Below are 16,401 nucleotides of genomic sequence, written 5' to 3' on the forward strand. Positions count from 1 at the left end.
TGTGCCCCCCGCCCCGCCCCGCGCCGGGGCGGGGGGGGGGGGGGGGGGGGGGGGGGGGCCGGTTTGTGGGGGGGGGGGGGGGGCGGGGGGCCCCCCGCCCCGCCCCCCCCCCCCCGCTCAGTCCGTGGAACGCCGGGCCAGGCCCAGGGCGTAGTCCGGCCACCAGGTGCCCGCCGGGGGGCCGCCCCGGCAGGTGCCGTCCGATTCGCCGGGGCGCTTGACCCAGAGGTACGCGTCCACGAGGGGGTCACCCGTCCCGTCGGTGGGCGGCGTGCCCAGTGCGCGGCCCGGCGGGTTGCACCAGGCCTGGCCGCGGTCGCCGCGGAGCGGGCCGTCACCGTTGCGGCTGGTGTCGATGACGAAGTGCTTGCCCTTGGTGGCCTTGGAGAGGGCGGCGCCGTACGCGCGGCCCGCCGCGCTGGGCTGGAAGTTGGAGACGTTGAGGGCGAAGCCGTCGGCGCGCTCCAGTCCGGCCTCGTGGAGGGGAGCGACCAGCTTCTTCGGGTCCGGGATCCAGGCCGGGTTGCCGGCGTCCAGGTAGACCTTGGTGTTCTTGTTGCGCTTGAGCCGGTCGACCGCCTCGGAGAGCAGCCGCAGCCGCTCGTCGCGGTGGCCGGCCCGGGTGCAGCCGTCCACGAGGTGCGGGACCGCGTCCGGCTCCAGGACGACCAAGGCCTTCGTGTCCGCGATGTTGTCGGCGAAGGCGCCGATCCAGCTCCGGTAGGCGGCGGCGTCCTTGGCGCCGCCCGCCGAGTGCTGCCCGCAGTCCCGGTACGGGATGTTGTACGCGACGAGGACCAGGGTGCGGCCCGCCGCGCGGGCGCTCGCCCCGGCCCGGCGGATCTCGGGGCCGGGGTCGCCGGCCGGGCCCCAGAGGGCCATCGGCCGGTCGGCGATGCGGCGCAGCACCTGGGCGTCGCCGTTGCGTCCCTGTGCCTCCCAGGCGGCGACCTGGCGGGCGGCGTCGCTCTGCGGATCCACCCAGAACGGGGACTCGTCGACCAGGCCCACGCCCGCGGGGCGGTGGGGCGGCGCGGATTCCGGCCGGGTGGCGGGGGCGGGCGAGCAGGCGGCTGCCGCCGTGAGGGCGGTCAGGGTCAGGGTGAGGAGGGTGACGGGGCGTCTGCGCGGGGCTCTGCGGCGGCCTGGCATCCGGCTTCCTCGGGACGAAGGGGCTGGCTGCGGACCGGGTCATCGTGACATAACGGGCAGTCAGGGCGGAGTGCGACACCGCCGGGTGCGGCCGGGTGGGGGCGGGTGGGGCGCTGCGCGGGGCCGTCCCCTGCCCGCCCTTCCTCCGTTCCCCGGGCTGTGCCCGGACCGCCCCGGGGGCTCCGCTCCCGGACCCCGCGCCTCACACGCCGGCGGGGCCGGGTGTACCCGCGGCGGGGCTGGGGCTGCCCGGCGGGGCCGGGGGCTGCCCCGGTGGGGCTCGATGGGTCAGTGCGGGGCTGGATTGGTCAGGGCGATGGCCAGAGGGGTGCGTTCGTAGAGGACGTGGTGGCCGTGACGGGAGGGGATGAGGAGGCCGGCCTCCTGGAGGGTTTTGAGGTGGGCGGAGACGGTGGAGGGGGCCAGGGACAGGCGGAGGGCCAGGGTGGTGGTCGAGGCCGGCTCGGTCAGTGCGCACAGGACGTCGGCGCGGGCGCGGCCCAGCAGCCGGGCCAGTGCCCGTGGGGCCGGGCCGGCCGGGGCCGTCCACAGGGCGCCGATGCCGCGGGCCGGGTACACCAGGGTCGGCTGCCACGGCGGGTCGTAGCCGCCCACCACCTCCGGCCAGACGAAGGCGCTGGGCATGAGGAGGAGGCCCTGGCCGTCGAGGGAGCGGTCGTGGTGGCCCCGGCGCGCGATGCTGAGGGTGCTTCCCGACCAGCGCAGGTCCGGGTGGAGGCCGTCGAAGAGGGCCTCCAGCCCGCCCGCGGCCAGCCGCCGGGAGTGGAACAGGACGTCCGCCTCCAGCAGGGCGCGCAGCCGGGGCCAGTGCGGGGCGACGAGCACGTGCCAGGCCTGCTCGTAGAGGTCGGCCAGCTCCTGGACGGCGCGGGCCGGATCCGCCAGCATCCGCTGCCCGGCCGCGCTCTCCAGGGCGCCCGGGGTGCAGACCAGGGAGCGCCGCAGGTCCTCCCGCGCCTCCTGCGGATCGGCGGCCCGGACCCGCGCCAGCTCCTCCTCGAAGGTGACCGACGGGCCCGTCGGGGGCGGGCTGAGGAAGTCCGGATTGTGTCCCGTGCGCGGCATCAGCAGCCAGAGCGGCCGCAGGTCCAGCCCGGCGGCCGCCGTGCGGATCCCGCGCAGCCAGGGCAGGTGGTAGGCGTGGCGCCGCCGGTCCAGCAGGACGCGTACCGCCTCCTGGGTCTCCCAGCGGGGCGAGATCGAGAACCGGCAGCGCAGCAGATCGGCGGGGCCGAAGCGGAAGTGGAAGGGCACGGGTCCCTCCGGGGCGGGACGGTTCGGGCGGGGCCGCGAGGCCGGCGGGGCGCAGAGGCGAGGGATGCCAGGGAGGGGGTCGGGGCGGGGAGGGACGCAGGTGATTCGTGTGGGGACGAATCGCTGTCACCCCAGCCTAGGCGCCGCCAAGGTGCACCGTATGACCACCGCAGAACCGTCCGCGTCCCCGGCAGCCAACGCCCCCGGCCGGAGCGAGCCCCCCGTGCCGGAACCGGGCGGGTACCGGGCCGTCTTCCGGGTCGGGGAGTTCCGGCCGGTCTTCGCCGCGCACCTGCTGTCCGTGCTCGGCGTCGTCATCGCCGAGATCTCCCTCACCGTCCTCGTCTACCGCGCCACCGGCTCCCCCCTGATGAGCGCGCTCACCTTCGCCCTCGGCTTCCTCCCCTACGCCCTCGGCGGCGCCCTCCTCGCGCCGCTCGCCGACCGGCTCCCCGCCCGCCGCGTGCTCGTCGGCTGCGACCTCGTCTGCGCGGCCTGCGCCGCGGCCATGGCCGCGCCCGGCACCCCGGTCGCACTGCTCCTCGTCCTGCGCTGCGCGATGGCCTTCGTCGCGCCGCTGTTCCAGGGCACCCGCAGCGCCTCCCTCGCCGACGTCCTCGGCACGGGCGACGCGTACGTCCTGGGCCGCTCACTGCTGCGCATGGTGGCGCAGAGCGCCCAGCTCATCGGCTTCGGGCTCGGCGGGCTGCTGCTCACCGTGCTGGCCCCGCGCGGGGCCATCCTCCTCACGGCCGCCGGTTTCCTCGGCTCCGCGGTCCTGCTGCGCCTGGGCACCCGGGCCCGGCCCGCCCGGAGTACGGGCGCCGGCCCGCGGGTCTCCCCGCTCGCCGGGCTGCGCGCCGTCCTGGGCCACCGCCGGCTGCGGGCGCTCACGCTGCTGTCCTGGCTGCCGCCGCTCTTCGTGGTCGTACCCGAGGCCCTGCTGACGCCGTACGCCACCGGCCTCGGCATCTCCACCGCCGGGCTCGGGCTGCTGATGTGCGCGATGCCGGCCGGAGCCATCGCCGGGGAGGTCTGGGCGGGCTCCGCGCTCACCGCCCGCACGCGTTCGCGGATCACGGCCCCGCTCGCGGCGCTCTCGCTGCTGCCGCTGCTCGTGTACGCCGTCCGGCCCGGCCTGCCGCTCCTGCCGGCCGCGCTCGTCCTGGCCGGGCTGGCCCACGCGTACACCCTCGGGCTCGACCAGTGGTACGTCGAGGCCGTCCCCGAGGACCTGCGCGGGCGGGCGATGACCCTGCTCAGCACCGGTCTGATGACCCTTCAGGGCGTCGGCATGGCGCTCGCCGGGGTCGCGGCGGAGTTCCTGCCCGTGCACGTGGTGGTCGCGTCGGCCGCGGTACTGGGCACCGGGGTCGTCCTGCTGCTGCTCGCCGAGGTGCGCCGGACGGACGGGCCGAGGCGTGAGACGGGTCCCGCCGCCAAATGACCGCCCGGTAGGGTCTGATCGTGCCCAAGCCGCTCAGCCTTCCCTTCGACCCGATCGCCCGCGCCGACGAACTCTGGCAGCAACGCTGGGGTCCGGTCCCCTCGATGGCCGCGATCACCTCGATCATGAGGGCGCACCAGATCCTGCTCGGCGAGGTCGACGCGGTCGTCAAGCCGTACGGTCTGACCTTCGCGCGCTACGAGGCGCTGGTGCTGCTGACCTTCTCCAAGGCCGGGGAACTGCCGATGTCGAAGATCGGCGAGCGGCTGATGGTGCACCCGACGTCGGTGACGAACACGGTGGACCGGCTGGTGAAGTCGGGCCTCGTCGCCCGGCGACCGAACCCGAACGACGGGCGCGGCACCCTCGCGTCGATCACGGACAAGGGCCGCGAGGTGGTCGAGGCGGCCACGAAGGCGCTGATGGAGATCGACTTCGGGCTGAGCGCCTACGACGCCGAGGAGTGCGCGGAGATCTTCGCGCTCCTGCGCCCGCTCCGGGTGGCCGCGGCCGACTTCGAAGAGAAGTGACCTTCCCCGCCCCCGCCCCCGCCCCCGCCCCCTTTCCTGTTCCTGTTCCTGTCCCTGTCCCTGTCCCTGTCCCTGTCCCCGGCTCCCGCCCCGCCCCCGCCGCCTGACGCGGGCGGCGCCCTCCCCGACGGCGGCGTACGCTCGGCAGGGGTGGGCCCGGACTGGACCGCGGGAGGGCCGATGACCGCGCTCGGTGACCTGATCGAGATCGACGAGCGGACCGTCCTGGTCCTCGGGCAGGGCCTGGACCTCGCTCACGGGCAGCCGGACGTCGCCAACGCCCTGGTGCACCGGGCCGGCGACACCCTGGTGCTCGTCGACACCGGTGTCACGGAGGTCTTCCGCGCGGCGCTGCTCGAGGCGGCCGGCCGTGTCGGCCCCTGGTCCCGGGCGCTGGTGCTCACCACGCACGGACACCTCGACCACGTGGGCAACAACGACCTGGCCGACGGGCTGGGCGTACCGGCCGAGCACTACGTCCCCGCCCCCGACGTGGCTCAGATGCGGGACCCGCTGGACTACTGGGTGCGGTCCTTCGCGCGCGTCGCCGGGCCCGCGGCGCTCCCGGAGCCCGCACGGACCGCGGCCGCGGTGGTCGCGCTCTTCCAGCCGATGCGGCCCTTCGGCGAGACGACCCGGACCTACGAGGAACGGCCGCCGGAGCAGATCCGGATCGGCCCGCTCCGGTTCACCGGCTGGACCTTCGCCGACGGCGCGGTCCGCGTGCTGCGCAGCCAGGGGCATTGCGCCGGGCACGTGATCGTGCACCTGCGGGACCCGCGCGTCCTGCACCTGTCCGACGAGGGCAACGGGCCCTGCGGTGCGATGGCCGACGCCGACCAGCTCAAACTCCAGACCGTACTGGGCTCCGCCGCGCTCCTCTTCGAGGCGGGCGAAGCGGGGATCCTCACCGACGGGCACACCTTCGCCGTGCGCCGCGGCGCCGAAGCGGTGTCCCACCTGGACGGGCTGCTGGGCCAGGCCGTGGCCCTCCAGGAAGCGGGGCTCGGGCTGGTGGCGCAGGCCGGCGGGGCCGGGGAGGGGGAGCGGGTCGGCGCGAGCGCCTTCACCGCCCGCTTCGCCCGGGCCGTCGCCGACCTGGGCATCGGCGGCGCCAACCCGAACGCGCTGTTCACGGCCATGATGGCGGTCAACCAGCTCCATGAGCTCGGGCTGCGTCCGGAGTCGGACGCCGTGGACGCGCCCTGGTCGCGCCCGCGGCCGCGGAACCCGGAACCGGCCGCCCCGCCGCCCGGCTCGGGCTGACCCGGAGGCCGTCCGGCCCCCGTCAAGATCGTGCCGACCGGACGGCTAGGCTCGACGGCATGAAACGAAGCGTGCTGACCCGCTACCGCGTCATGGCCTACGTGACCGCGGTCATGCTCCTGATCCTCTGTGCCTGCATGGTGGCGAAGTACGGCTTCGACACCGGCGCCGACCTGACCTTCGCGGTCTCGCAGGCGCACGGTGTGCTGTTCATGGTCTACCTGGTCTTCGCCTTCGACCTGGGCTCCAAGGCCAAGTGGCCGTTCGGCAAGCTCCTGTGGGTCCTGGTCTCCGGCACCATCCCGCTCGCCGCGTTCTTCGTCGAGCGCAGGATCCGCGCCGAAGTCGAGCCCCTCGTCGCCGGCGATCCGGCCGCCGCCCGCGCCTGACCTCAGATGATCCATCCGCCCCCGGGGCGACTCCCCGGGGGTTGGCCATCGACATTTACTAGGACGTCCTAGTAAATTCAGAGCATGGACGCTGACGCCATTGAGGAAGGCCGCCGTCGCTGGCAGGCCCGGTACGACAAGGCCCGCAAGCGCGAGGCCGATTTCACCACGCTCTCCGGCGATCCCGTCGATCCCGTCTACGGACCCCGGCCCGGCGACTCGTACGAGGGCTTCGAGCGCATCGGCTGGCCGGGGGAGTACCCGTACACCCGCGGCCTGCACGCCACCGGCTACCGGGGGCGGACCTGGACCATCCGGCAGTTCGCCGGGTTCGGGAACGCCGAGCAGACCAACGAGCGCTACAAGATGATCCTGGCCGCCGGCGGCGGCGGGCTCTCGGTCGCCTTCGACATGCCCACCCTGATGGGGCGCGACTCCGACGACCCCCGCGCGCTCGGCGAGGTCGGCCACTGCGGGGTCGCCATCGACTCCGCCGCCGACATGGAGATCCTCTTCAAGGACATCCCGCTCGGCGACGTGACCACCTCCATGACCATCAGCGGCCCCGCCGTGCCCGCCTTCTGCATGTACCTGGTGGCCGCCGAACGCCAGGGCGTCGACCCGGCCGTCCTGAACGGGACGCTCCAGACCGACATCTTCAAGGAGTACATCGCCCAGAAGGAGTGGCTCTTCGAGCCCGAGCCGCACCTGCGCCTCATCGGCGACCTCATGGAGTACTGCGCGAACGGCATCCCCGCCTACAAGCCGCTCTCCGTCTCCGGCTACCACATCCGCGAGGCCGGGGCCACGGCCGCACAGGAGCTCGCGTACACCCTCGCCGACGGCTTCGGCTACGTGGAGCTGGGCCTCTCGCGCGGGCTGGACGTGGACCACTTCGCGTCCGGGCTCTCCTTCTTCTTCGACGCGCACCTCGACTTCTTCGAGGAGATCGCCAAGTTCCGCGCAGCCCGCCGCATCTGGGCCCGCTGGATGAAGGAGGTGTACGGGGCGAAGTCCGAGAAGGCGATGTGGCTGCGCTTCCACACCCAGACCGCCGGGGTCTCCCTCACCGCCCAGCAGCCCTACAACAACGTCGTGCGCACCGCCGTGGAAGCCCTCGCGGCCGTCCTCGGCGGCACCAACTCCCTCCACACCAACGCCCTCGACGAGACCCTCGCGCTGCCGAGCGAGCAGGCCGCCGAGATCGCCCTGCGCACGCAGCAGGTGCTGATGGAGGAGACCGGCGTGGCCAACGTGGCCGACCCGCTGGGCGGCTCCTGGTTCGTCGAGCAGCTCACCGACCGCATCGAGGCCGACGCCGAGAAGATCTTCGAGCAGATCAAGGAGCGCGGGCTGCGCGCCCACCCGAACGGGCAGCACCCGATCGGCCCGATCACCTCGGGCATCCTGCGGGGCATCGAGGACGGCTGGTTCACCGGGGAGATCGCCGAGTCGGCCTTCCAGTACCAGCGCTCGGTGGAGAAGGGCGACAAGCGGGTCGTGGGCGTCAACGTGCACCACGGCTCGGTCACCGGGGACCTGGAGATCCTGCGGGTCAGCCACGAGGTGGAGCGCGTACAGGTCCGCGAGCTCGCGGAGCGCAAGGCCGGCCGGGACGACACGAAGGTGAAGTCGGCGCTGGACGCCATGCTGGCCGCCGCCCGCGACGGATCGAACATGATCCCCGCCATGCTGGACGCGGTGCGCGCCGAGGCCACGATGGGCGAGATCTGCAACCTGCTGCGGGACGAGTGGGGCACCTACACGGAGCCGCCGGGGTTCTGAGGGCCCCTGGGCCTAAGGTGGCGGCCATGACCGGCCGCCGCCTTCCCGTCCCCGTGTACGGGGTGAGTGCCCGCGTGCTCATGCAGACCGGCTGCGGGCCGTACGCGTACATCGCCGCCGATTTCGAGCCGCCCGGCCGGGACGGGCTGACGGAGGTCCTGAACGCCGTGCCGGCGGAGCGTCGGTTGCCCGAGGTGTACGTGTCCTGCGTGCGGGCGGGCATCGTGCGCGGCCTGGACGGCGTGGCGGCTTCGGTGCTGCTCACCGACGCCCGAGTCCACGAGGTGGACTCCTCGGAGTACGGCTACCGGCTCGCCGGGCTCGAAGCGGGCCGGGCGGCCCTGGTGGGCTCAGGGCTGCTGCCGCCGGAGGAGGCCGACAGCCTGCGCTGGGCCGACTGGCCGGGGCGGCCGAGGCCCTGGCCGGGCCACAATCCGCGCTCGGAGGCGCTGATCGCCTCGGCGCCGGCCTGGTGCGAGGACTTCCTGCCCCTGTCGGACGGCGGCCGGCCCGCGGTGATCACACCGCCGGTGCGGGGCCGGAAGGGCCGGCGGCGGAACCCTGGAGGCCGTACATGAGCAGGGACGTGAAGGTGGCCACCCACAGCTCGTCCACCGGCTCTGAGCTGACCAGCGCACGGTGGACCACCGTGCCCGCGATCACGTCGAAGATCAGGTCCGTGGTGTGGGCGGCGAGGGACTCGTCCGCCTCGTAGGGCAGTTCGCCCCGGGCCTGCGCCCGTTCGCGCCCCAGTACGACGAGACGTTTCTGCCGGTCCACGATCGCCGACCGGATCCGGTCCCGCAGGGCCTCGTCCCGGGTGGACTCGGCGACGACCGCCATCAGGGCGGTACGGGCCTCCGGGCGCCGCAGCAGCGCCGCGAACTGGAGCACCACGTACTCGATGTCGGCTTCGAGCGAGCCCCGGTCGGGGAGTTCGAGGGAATCGAAGAGCTCCGCGACCGCGTCCACGACCAGTTCGCTCTTGCCCGACCAGCGCCGGTAGAGGGTGGTCTTCGCGACCCCGGCCCGCACCGAGACGTCCCCCATCGTCAGCTTCGACCAGCCCAGCTCCACCAGCGCGTCCCGGGTCGCGGCGAGGATCGCAGCGTCGGCCGCGGCACTGCGCGGGCGGCCGGTGCGGCCGGGCGGGCAGGAGGTGTCCGAGCTGGGGTTGCGCATGGCCGAGACCATACCCGCCGGTAGCAGAGGCGATCCGCCCCCCGGGGGTGTGGTTCAGATCACGAGGCGCGGGCGGGCGGGGGGAGTTACGCTACGACTCGTAGCGTAAGAGCGGCAACCACGCGAAGAGCTACCGGCGCCAGGTGGGGACCCGGCGCCACAACAGGGCAGTAGAGCAGCACGACAGGGCTCATCAGCACGACAGGTACCGCGATCGGTTCGTTTCGGCCGATCTTTTTCGTCGGCGCGCGCACTCGGGGGAGGATGTACGCATGCAGCCCAGAAACATGTCCATGAGCGGCGTCGTCGACCTCGCCGCGGTGAAGGCGGCCGGCGAAGCCAAGGCCAAGGCCGAGCAGGCCCGCGCCGACGCGGCCCGGAAGGCCGCTCAGGGCGGTGCGCCCGCGCCCGCCGGGGCCGTTCCGCCGTCCGCGCTCGTCTTCGACACCGACGAGACCCGCTTCGAGAGCCACGTCGTCCCGCTCTCGGGCGAGGTTCCGGTCATCCTCGACTTCCGCGCCGAGGGCTTCGAGCAGGGGCAGGAGCTGAGCCTGCTGCTGGAGCGGCTCACCATCGAGGCGAACGGCCGCCTCGCGCTGGCCGCGCTCGACGTCGCGGCCAACCAGAACCTGATCCGCGAGTTCCGCATCCAGGCCCTTCCGGCCGTCTTCGCCGTGGTCGCCGGTCAGGCGATGCCGCTGTTCCAGGACTTCGCGTCCGAGGGCGAGGTCCGCGGGGTCCTGGCACAGCTGGTCCAGATCGCCGAGGAGCGCTTCGGGGTCGTCGGCGTCGCGGTGGACCCCGCCGCCGAGGGCGCCGCAGCCCCCGGGACGGGCGCCGTGGAGGCCGAGGAGCCGGCCGGCCCGTACGACGCACTGCTCGACGAGGCGATCGAGGCGCTGGACGCCGACGACCTGGACGGGGCGGTGCGCGCCTACAAGAACGTACTCGCGGCCGATCCGTCCAACACCGACGCCAAGCTGGGCCTCGCCCAGGCCGAGCTGTTCGTCCGGGTCAAGGACATGAACCCGCAGGCGGTGCGCGCCGCGGCGGCCGAGAACCCGCGCGACCCGGCGGCCCAGATCGCCGCGGCCGACCTGGATCTGGCCGGCGGTCACGTGGCGGACGCCTTCGGGCGGCTGGTGGACACCGTGAAGGTGACGTTCGGTGAGGATCGCGACGCGGTGCGCGTGCGCCTGCTGGAGATGTTCGAAGTGGTCGGGCCGGACAACCCGCTCGTCACCTCGGCCCGTACGGCGCTGGCGAGGGTGCTCTTCTAGCCGGCACGGCACCCGCATGCCACCGACATGCCATCGCTACAGCACCGGCACAGCACCCGCACGCAACCGGTGATTTGTTGACACAGAGATAAACAGCGGCCGCGCTTTGCCAAAACTTGGCAATCGCGGCCGCTGTTACTCGCAGTAAATCGAACCCCGTGAACTGTCCGGTGTGTTCACTCTTCCCCCGGTCTGTCGTGGCCCTTGGTGACACCCTGTGTTGCTGCCCGGCGGGGGTGGGACTCCCTCAGGTTATCTGGCCGTTACCCGCCAGTAACGAACCCCCTTGTGCCCCGGCCGTGAATGGACCACGATCGGCGACGCTCGGTCCTTCCCGCAGAGCCGCTCATCCGGAGCCGCGGTGGAGGGTCCCCACCGGGCCGGCCGGTGGCAGTGGCACCGGCCGTGGGACAGGGGGGTCTCCGTCACACGGCGGGGCCTGTCCCCCCAGGTTGCGCGAACGCGTGGCCAAGTGGTTGTCGCTCGGGGGTGAACGCCGGTGTACGGACGCGGCATTGCCGCGGCTCGGCCGCTCGCGCTCCTTCCCGAGGACGTAGCACTTCTCCCATCCCAGGACGGGCACCGCCCGGACCGGAGATGTACGTCCGAGAAGGAGGAACGAACATGATTTCCCAGATTCGTGGCGGGACCAGATGGAAGCGCTTCGCGCTCGTCATGGTGCCGAGCATCGCTGCCACGGCGGCGGTCGGAGTGGGTCTGGCGCAGGGTGCCCTCGCGGCGTCCTTCAGCGTCTCGGGCCAGGACTTCAAGGTCAGTGCCGACTCTCTCGTCGGTACCGACATGATCCAGTACGGCAGCGTGGCCCAGGGCGCGACCCTGGAGTCGGACAAGAAGTCCTACCACCCGGTGATCATCTCTGGCTTCAAGGAAGCCAAGATCACCAACATGTGCCAGTCGCTGGTCACGAAGACCCCGCTCGGCAACATCACCATGCAGCTGAAGACGGGCCACAAGGGCTCGCCCGCCGTTGCGAAGAACATCTACCTCGACGTCGCCGAGCTCGACGCGGACGCCGTCCTGGGCGACCTCGACATCGGTGTCGCGGCTGGTGACGGCTCGCACACCACCAAGCCGAAGGAGGGCACGCTGGCGGACGGTGCCCTGTTCTCGCAGCGCGCCAAGACGGCCACGCTGACGAAGGTGCGCCAGAAGGCGTGGGCGACGACGGCGGGTACCTTCACCCTGCCCGACCTCAACCTGCGCCTGTACGGCGGCGACAAGCCGTGCTACCAGGACGAGAAGTAGTCCGTCCGGACTCCTGACCGGACGGGCCGGGGGCGACGGCCACCGTCGTCGTCGGCCCGTCCGGGCTCCACATCGTTCTCCGTACCACCCGTTTTCAGGGAGCTGTTGTCCATGAACCCCCAGGCCCCGGTTTACGTGCGCGCCGAAGACGACGCCTGGCTCACGGTGGCGTACTACCACTTCCACGCCTGGAGCGGTCGCCGCCCCTTCTGGGCCGGTCTGGTCACCCTCCTCGGTGGCCTTCCGATCGGCTACATCCCGTACGCGGACGTCCGCCTCGGCAACGTCACCTTCGCGATGGCGACGACGGCCGGCGCCGGCTCACTGATCATCGGCGTCCTGCTGGTCACCCTGGGCCTTGCGCTCTGGTTCCAGCAGGGCGTCCGGATCTTCGCCGGAGTCGCCGCGATCCTGCTGGCGCTGGTGTCCCTGCCGGTGTCGAACCTCGGTGGCTTCGGCGTCGGGTTCACCCTCGCGCTGGTCGGCGGCGGCCTCGCGCTGGCCTGGGTGCCGGGCGGGCCGGCCGAGGCCGTGCAGGCACAGGCCGTGGACCTCGGCAAGGACGCGGGGGGTTCGCTGCCGCAGGAGACGCAGCAGATGGTCCCCCAGGCCTTCCCGGGACAGCGCGAAACGGAAACGACCGCATATGCGAGCGAGACGACTGCCCACGCCGATGGCGGGAGGAACAGTGCGGGGTGACGAAACGCAACGGGGCGAGGCTCCGGGTGCGGGGTCCCGTGAGAGGACGGGCCCGCGCCACGCGGCGCCCAGGAAGTCGCTGCTGACGAAGATCCAGATACCCGTCGGCAAGACGATGGCGCTGGCCGCCATGCCGACCGCGGTCTTCGTCGGCATGAGCATGGCGCCGAAGCTGGCCGTGGCCGACGACAAGGACATCCCCTTCGCGCCCGGACCGTGCGTGACGCGGTCCGACGAGCCCGCGGAGTCGCCCTCCCCGTCGGCGTCGAAGAAGCCTTCCAAGACCCCGTCCAAGACTCCGCGGACGACGCCCTCACCGGGCAAGTCGCCCACGGCGGTGCCTTCGCCGAGCGCGAGCCCGTCGGCGTCGAAGGCCGTCGAGCAGCCCGGCCTCATGCCGGCGGCGGTCGCCCCGGCCAAGGTGGCGAACCCGCTGGACCCGCTCGGCGTCGGCGCCGCGATCGAGGGCCTGGTCGACGAGCTCGGCAAGCCCCTCACGGGCGCCCCGGCAGCGCCGACCCCGACCCCGACCGCCACGGCGACCGCGGCGTCCGCGCCCACTGCGGACCCGACCGCGGCCGCGATCCGTGATGCCGCGAAGACGGCCGGCGTCTCGGTCTCGGAGCTCTCCGAGGAGGTCAAGGGCACCAAGGTCACCCCGAAGGACGAGACGGGCGAGGCGAAGCCGAAGCCGAAGCCGAAGCCGGAAACGGCCACGGAGGGCTCGAAGGGCAAGGACGGGAAGGAACCCTTCCCCTGCCCGACCTACGACGCCAAGGCCCTGGCCGACGCCGAAATGGAGCAGGGCATCCCGCTGCTCCCGGACGAGCCCTGGTACCTGGACAGCTCGCTGCTGACCCTCTACGGCCTCGACTACGAGGGCATCGTCGAGGTGAAGACGGCGGGCGGCAAGACCAAGACCGTCCTGAAGTTCACCGCGGACTCGCTGGACATCAAGGACCTCTACCAGACGGTCGGCAAGGGCAAGCACGTCGCCCACCTGAAGTCCCGCCCGGGGTCCACCTCGAAGATCCGCGGGGCCAAGGTGACGATGTACACCGAGAGCCTCAAGGGCAACCTCTTCGGAATCATCCCGATCGAGTTCACCCCGAAGAGCCCGCCGCCCCTGAACGTCCCCTTCGCGTTCTTCACGAACGTGAAGGTCGTCCAGGCCGGCCAGTTCGGCGGCACCCTGACCGTCCCGGGCCTCAAGAACTACATCGGCCCGGAGGAGTAGACGCGTACGGTCTCGCGCGGCCGCACGCACCGAGGGCGGCACCCCGGATCCTCATCGGATCGGGGTGCCGCCCTCGGTCTCTGTGCGGCAGAGGCTGTACCGGTGGAGCGACGGTGCGGCGGTGCGACGTCAGTCGCGGGAACCGCTGCCCAGGTGGTGGACCCGGACCATGTTGGTCGTGCCGGGGACGCCGGGGGGCGAGCCGGCGGTGATGATCATGGTGTCGCCCTTGTTGTACCGCTGGAGCTTGAGCATCTCCACGTCCACCAGGTCGACCATGGCGTCGGTGTTGTCCACGTGCGGGACGACGTAGGAATCGACGCCCCAGCTCAGCGTGAGCTGGTTGCGGGTGCCCTCGTCGGTGGTGAAGGCGAGGATCGGCTGGTTCGCGCGGTAGCGCGACAGGCGGCGGGCGGTGTCACCGGAGTGGGTGAAGGCGACCAGGGCCTTGCCGTCCAGGAAGTCCGCGATCTCGCAGGCCGCGCGGGCGACGGAGCCGCCCTGGGTACGGGGCTTCTTGCCCGGGACCAGCGGCTGCAGGCCCTTGGACAGCAGCTCCTCCTCGGCCGCCTCGACGATCTTCGACATCGTCTTGACGGTCTCGATCGGGTAGGCGCCGACCGAGGACTCGGCGGACAGCATGACCGCGTCCGCGCCGTCGAGGATCGCGTTGGCGACGTCGGAGGCCTCCGCGCGCGTCGGGCGCGAGTTGGTGATCATCGACTCCATCATCTGGGTCGCGACGATCACCGGCTTGGCGTTGCGGCGGCACATCTCCACGAGGCGCTTCTGCACCATCGGGACCTTCTCGAGCGGGTACTCGACGGCGAGGTCGCCACGGGCGACCATGACCGCGTCGAAGGCCGCGACGACGCCCTCCATGTTGGCGACGGCCTGGGGCTTCTCGACCTTGGCGATGACGGGGACCCGGCGGCCCTCCTCGTCCATGACCTTGTGGACGTCCTTGACGTCGTTGGCGTCACGCACGAAGGACAGGGCGACCATGTCGCAGCCCATCCGCAGGGCGAAGCGGAGGTCGTCGACGTCCTTCTCCGACAGGGCGGGGACGTTGACGGCGGCACCCGGCAGGTTGATGCCCTTGTGGTCCGAGATGACACCGCCCTCGATGACGATGGTCTTGACCCGGGGGCCCTCGACCTCGGTCACCCGGAGCTCGACGTTGCCGTCGTTGATCAGGACCTGGTCGCCCTTGGAGACGTCGCCCGGCAGACCCTTGTAGGTCGTGCCGCAGATGGACTTGTCGCCCGGGACGTCCTCGGTGGTGATGGTGAACTCGTCACCGCGGACGAGCTCGACGGGACCCTCGGCGAAGGTCTCCAGGCGGATCTTCGGGCCCTGGAGGTCGGCGAGGACGCCGACGGCACGCCCGGTGTCCTCGGAGACCTTCCGGACGCGGTCGTACCGCTCCTGGTGTTCTGCCTGGGAGCCGTGGCTGAAGTTGAATCGGGCCACGTTCATACCGGCCTCTACGAGAGCTTTCAGCTGCTCGTAAGAGTCGACGGCGGGGCCCAGCGTGCAGACGATTTTGGAACGGCGCATGGAGCGGATCCTATCGGTTTGTTTCGTAGCGGAATATTCCGTCTGGCGGAAAGTCCAAAGTGACTACCCGGTAACCAGCGCGTACGTCTGGCTGGCGATCTCCAGTTCCTCGTCCGTCGGGACCACGGCCACGGCCACCCGTGCGTACTCCGCGGACACCAGGCGCGGCTCGGAGGACCGTACCGAGTTCGCCTCCAGGTCGAGCGCCAGGCCCAGTTCGGCCAGACCGGCCAGGGTCATCTCCCGGATGTCGGAGGAGTTCTCGCCCACGCCCGCCGTGAAGGCCACCGCGTCCACCCGGCCGAGGACCGCCGAGTAGGCGCCGATGTATTTCTTCAGACGGTGGACGTACGAGGCCAGCGCCAGGCGGGCCGAGGCGTCGCCCTCCGCCGCCCTCCGCTGCACCTCGCGCATGTCGTTGTCGCCGCACAGACCCAGCAGACCGCTCTTCTTGTTGAGCAGCGAGTCGATCTCGTCGATGGACATGCCCCCGACGCGCGCCAGGTGGAAGACGACCGCCGGGTCCAGATCGCCCGAACGGGTACCCATGACCAGGCCCTCCAGCGGGGTCAGCCCCATGGAGGTCTCCACGCACACGCCGCCGTGCACGGCCGAGGCCGAGGCGCCGTTGCCCAGGTGGAGCACGATCACGTTCACGTCCTCCTCGGCCTTGCCGAGGAGCTCGGCCGTGGCCCGTGCGACGTAGGCGTGCGAGGTGCCGTGGAAGCCGTACCGCCGGATGGAGTACTTGTCGGCCGTCGCGGCGTCGATCGCGTACCGCGCCACGTGCTCCGGCATGGTCGAGTGGAAGGCCGTGTCGAAGACGGCGACCTGCGGCAGGTCGGGGCGCAGCTCCCGCGCCACCTCGATGCCGGTCACGTTCGCCGGGTTGTGCAGCGGGGCGAGCGGGATCAGGGCGCGGATCTCGGCCAGGACCGCGTCGTCGATCAGCGTCGGGTGCGTGAACTTGGTCCCGCCGTGCACCACCCGGTGGCCCACGGCGGCCAGCTCGGGCGAGTCCAGGCCCAGCCCGTCCGCGGCGAGCTCGGCCGCCACGGCCCGCAGCGCCGCCCCGTGGTCGGCGATCGGACCGGTCGTCCCGCGCTTGCCGCCCGCGGCACCGGGGCCGGTCAACGGCTCGTGCACGAGCCGGGAGGTCTCCTCGCCGATGCGCTCCACCAGGCCGACCGCCAGGCGGGAGGAGTCCGCCATGTCGAGCAGCTGGTACTTCACCGACGAGGAGCCGGAGTTGAGGACGAGTACGCGCGATGCGGTCACGATGAGGGTCTTTCCTTTGCGACGGGGTCTCGGTGGGGTCTCGGTGGGGGAGGGC

The 16,401-nt window shown here is 72.3% G+C and carries 15 protein-coding genes; 10 read left to right on the forward strand and 5 right to left on the reverse strand.

Annotation, left to right across the window (positions count from 1 at the left end; all coding sequences use genetic code 11):
• Positions 1–117: 117 nt before the first annotated feature.
• Both ABZY57_RS12150 and ABZY57_RS12155 read right to left on the reverse strand, forming a co-directional pair.
• A complete protein-coding gene (locus ABZY57_RS12150; RefSeq protein ID WP_356510863.1) occupies positions 118–1,152 on the reverse strand; it encodes a glycoside hydrolase family 6 protein in 1,035 nt (344 codons plus the stop codon).
• A 288-nt stretch (positions 1,153–1,440) separates the two neighbouring features.
• Positions 1,441–2,427, reverse strand: coding sequence for a DUF5937 family protein (locus tag ABZY57_RS12155; RefSeq protein WP_356510865.1), 987 nt, complete (start codon positions 2,425–2,427; stop codon positions 1,441–1,443).
• 160 nt (positions 2,428–2,587) lie between these two features.
• Here ABZY57_RS12155 and ABZY57_RS12160 point away from each other — a divergent pair, with 160 nt between their 5' ends.
• The 6 genes from ABZY57_RS12160 (at position 2,588) to ABZY57_RS12185 (ending at position 8,422) form a co-directional block, all read left to right on the forward strand.
• Entirely contained in the window at positions 2,588–3,874 is a 1,287-nt protein-coding gene (locus ABZY57_RS12160; protein ID WP_356510867.1) for an MFS transporter, read from the forward strand.
• Between the two features lie 20 nt (positions 3,875–3,894).
• Positions 3,895–4,404 (forward strand): MarR family transcriptional regulator, encoded by a 510-nt coding sequence (locus tag ABZY57_RS12165; protein ID WP_356510869.1) that lies wholly within the window; start codon positions 3,895–3,897, stop codon positions 4,402–4,404.
• 180 nt (positions 4,405–4,584) lie between these two features.
• A complete protein-coding gene (locus ABZY57_RS12170; RefSeq protein ID WP_356510871.1) occupies positions 4,585–5,670 on the forward strand; it encodes an MBL fold metallo-hydrolase in 1,086 nt (361 codons plus the stop codon).
• Positions 5,671–5,729: 59 nt separating this feature from the next.
• Positions 5,730–6,059: a DUF3817 domain-containing protein gene (locus tag ABZY57_RS12175; RefSeq protein ID WP_356510873.1), complete on the forward strand. Its 330-nt coding sequence runs from the start codon at positions 5,730–5,732 to the stop codon at positions 6,057–6,059.
• An 84-nt stretch (positions 6,060–6,143) separates the two neighbouring features.
• A complete protein-coding gene (locus tag ABZY57_RS12180; RefSeq protein WP_356510875.1) occupies positions 6,144–7,844 on the forward strand; it encodes a methylmalonyl-CoA mutase family protein in 1,701 nt (566 codons plus the stop codon).
• A gap of 26 nt (positions 7,845–7,870) precedes the next feature.
• The gene (locus tag ABZY57_RS12185; RefSeq protein ID WP_356510877.1) at positions 7,871–8,422 is read left to right on the forward strand and encodes a hypothetical protein; all 552 of its coding nucleotides are present in this window, start codon (positions 7,871–7,873) and stop codon (positions 8,420–8,422) included.
• On the opposite strand, the gene ABZY57_RS12190 is transcribed toward ABZY57_RS12185, so the two are convergent.
• Positions 8,364–9,026 carry a TetR/AcrR family transcriptional regulator gene (locus ABZY57_RS12190; RefSeq protein WP_356510879.1) on the reverse strand — a complete coding sequence of 221 codons (663 nt, stop codon included), beginning with the start codon at positions 9,024–9,026 and terminating at the stop codon, positions 8,364–8,366. The two genes, ABZY57_RS12185 and ABZY57_RS12190, sit on opposite strands and share 59 nt — an antisense overlap.
• Before the next feature lie 272 nt (positions 9,027–9,298).
• On the opposite strand from ABZY57_RS12190, the gene ABZY57_RS12195 reads away from it, so the two are divergent.
• The 4 genes from ABZY57_RS12195 (at position 9,299) to ABZY57_RS12210 (ending at position 13,508) form a co-directional block, all read left to right on the forward strand.
• Entirely contained in the window at positions 9,299–10,306 is a 1,008-nt protein-coding gene (locus tag ABZY57_RS12195) for a tetratricopeptide repeat protein (protein ID WP_356510881.1), read from the forward strand.
• A 624-nt stretch (positions 10,307–10,930) separates the two neighbouring features.
• Complete coding sequence (locus ABZY57_RS12200; RefSeq protein ID WP_356510883.1) at positions 10,931–11,572, forward strand: DUF6230 family protein; 642 nt, start codon at positions 10,931–10,933, stop codon at positions 11,570–11,572.
• Positions 11,573–11,683: 111 nt separating this feature from the next.
• Positions 11,684–12,271 (forward strand): DUF6114 domain-containing protein, encoded by a 588-nt coding sequence (locus tag ABZY57_RS12205; protein WP_356510885.1) that lies wholly within the window; start codon positions 11,684–11,686, stop codon positions 12,269–12,271.
• Positions 12,261–13,508 (forward strand): hypothetical protein, encoded by a 1,248-nt coding sequence (locus ABZY57_RS12210; protein WP_356510887.1) that lies wholly within the window; start codon positions 12,261–12,263, stop codon positions 13,506–13,508. The genes ABZY57_RS12205 and ABZY57_RS12210 overlap by 11 nt, the downstream gene beginning before the upstream one ends.
• A 129-nt stretch (positions 13,509–13,637) precedes the next feature.
• On the opposite strand, the gene pyk is transcribed toward ABZY57_RS12210, so the two are convergent.
• Both pyk and ABZY57_RS12220 read right to left on the reverse strand, forming a co-directional pair.
• Positions 13,638–15,068, reverse strand: a complete 1,431-nt coding sequence (gene pyk, locus ABZY57_RS12215; protein WP_356510889.1) for a pyruvate kinase — start codon at positions 15,066–15,068, stop codon at positions 13,638–13,640.
• Between the two features lie 63 nt (positions 15,069–15,131).
• On the reverse strand, positions 15,132–16,346 hold the full coding sequence (locus ABZY57_RS12220; protein ID WP_356510891.1) for an acetate kinase: 1,215 nt from the start codon (positions 16,344–16,346) through the stop codon (positions 15,132–15,134).
• Positions 16,347–16,401 lie beyond the last annotated feature (55 nt).

Origin of the sequence: Streptomyces sp. NPDC006450 (genome assembly GCF_040612195.1) — a bacterium.
Classification (GTDB): Bacteria; Actinomycetota; Actinomycetes; order Streptomycetales; family Streptomycetaceae; genus Streptomyces.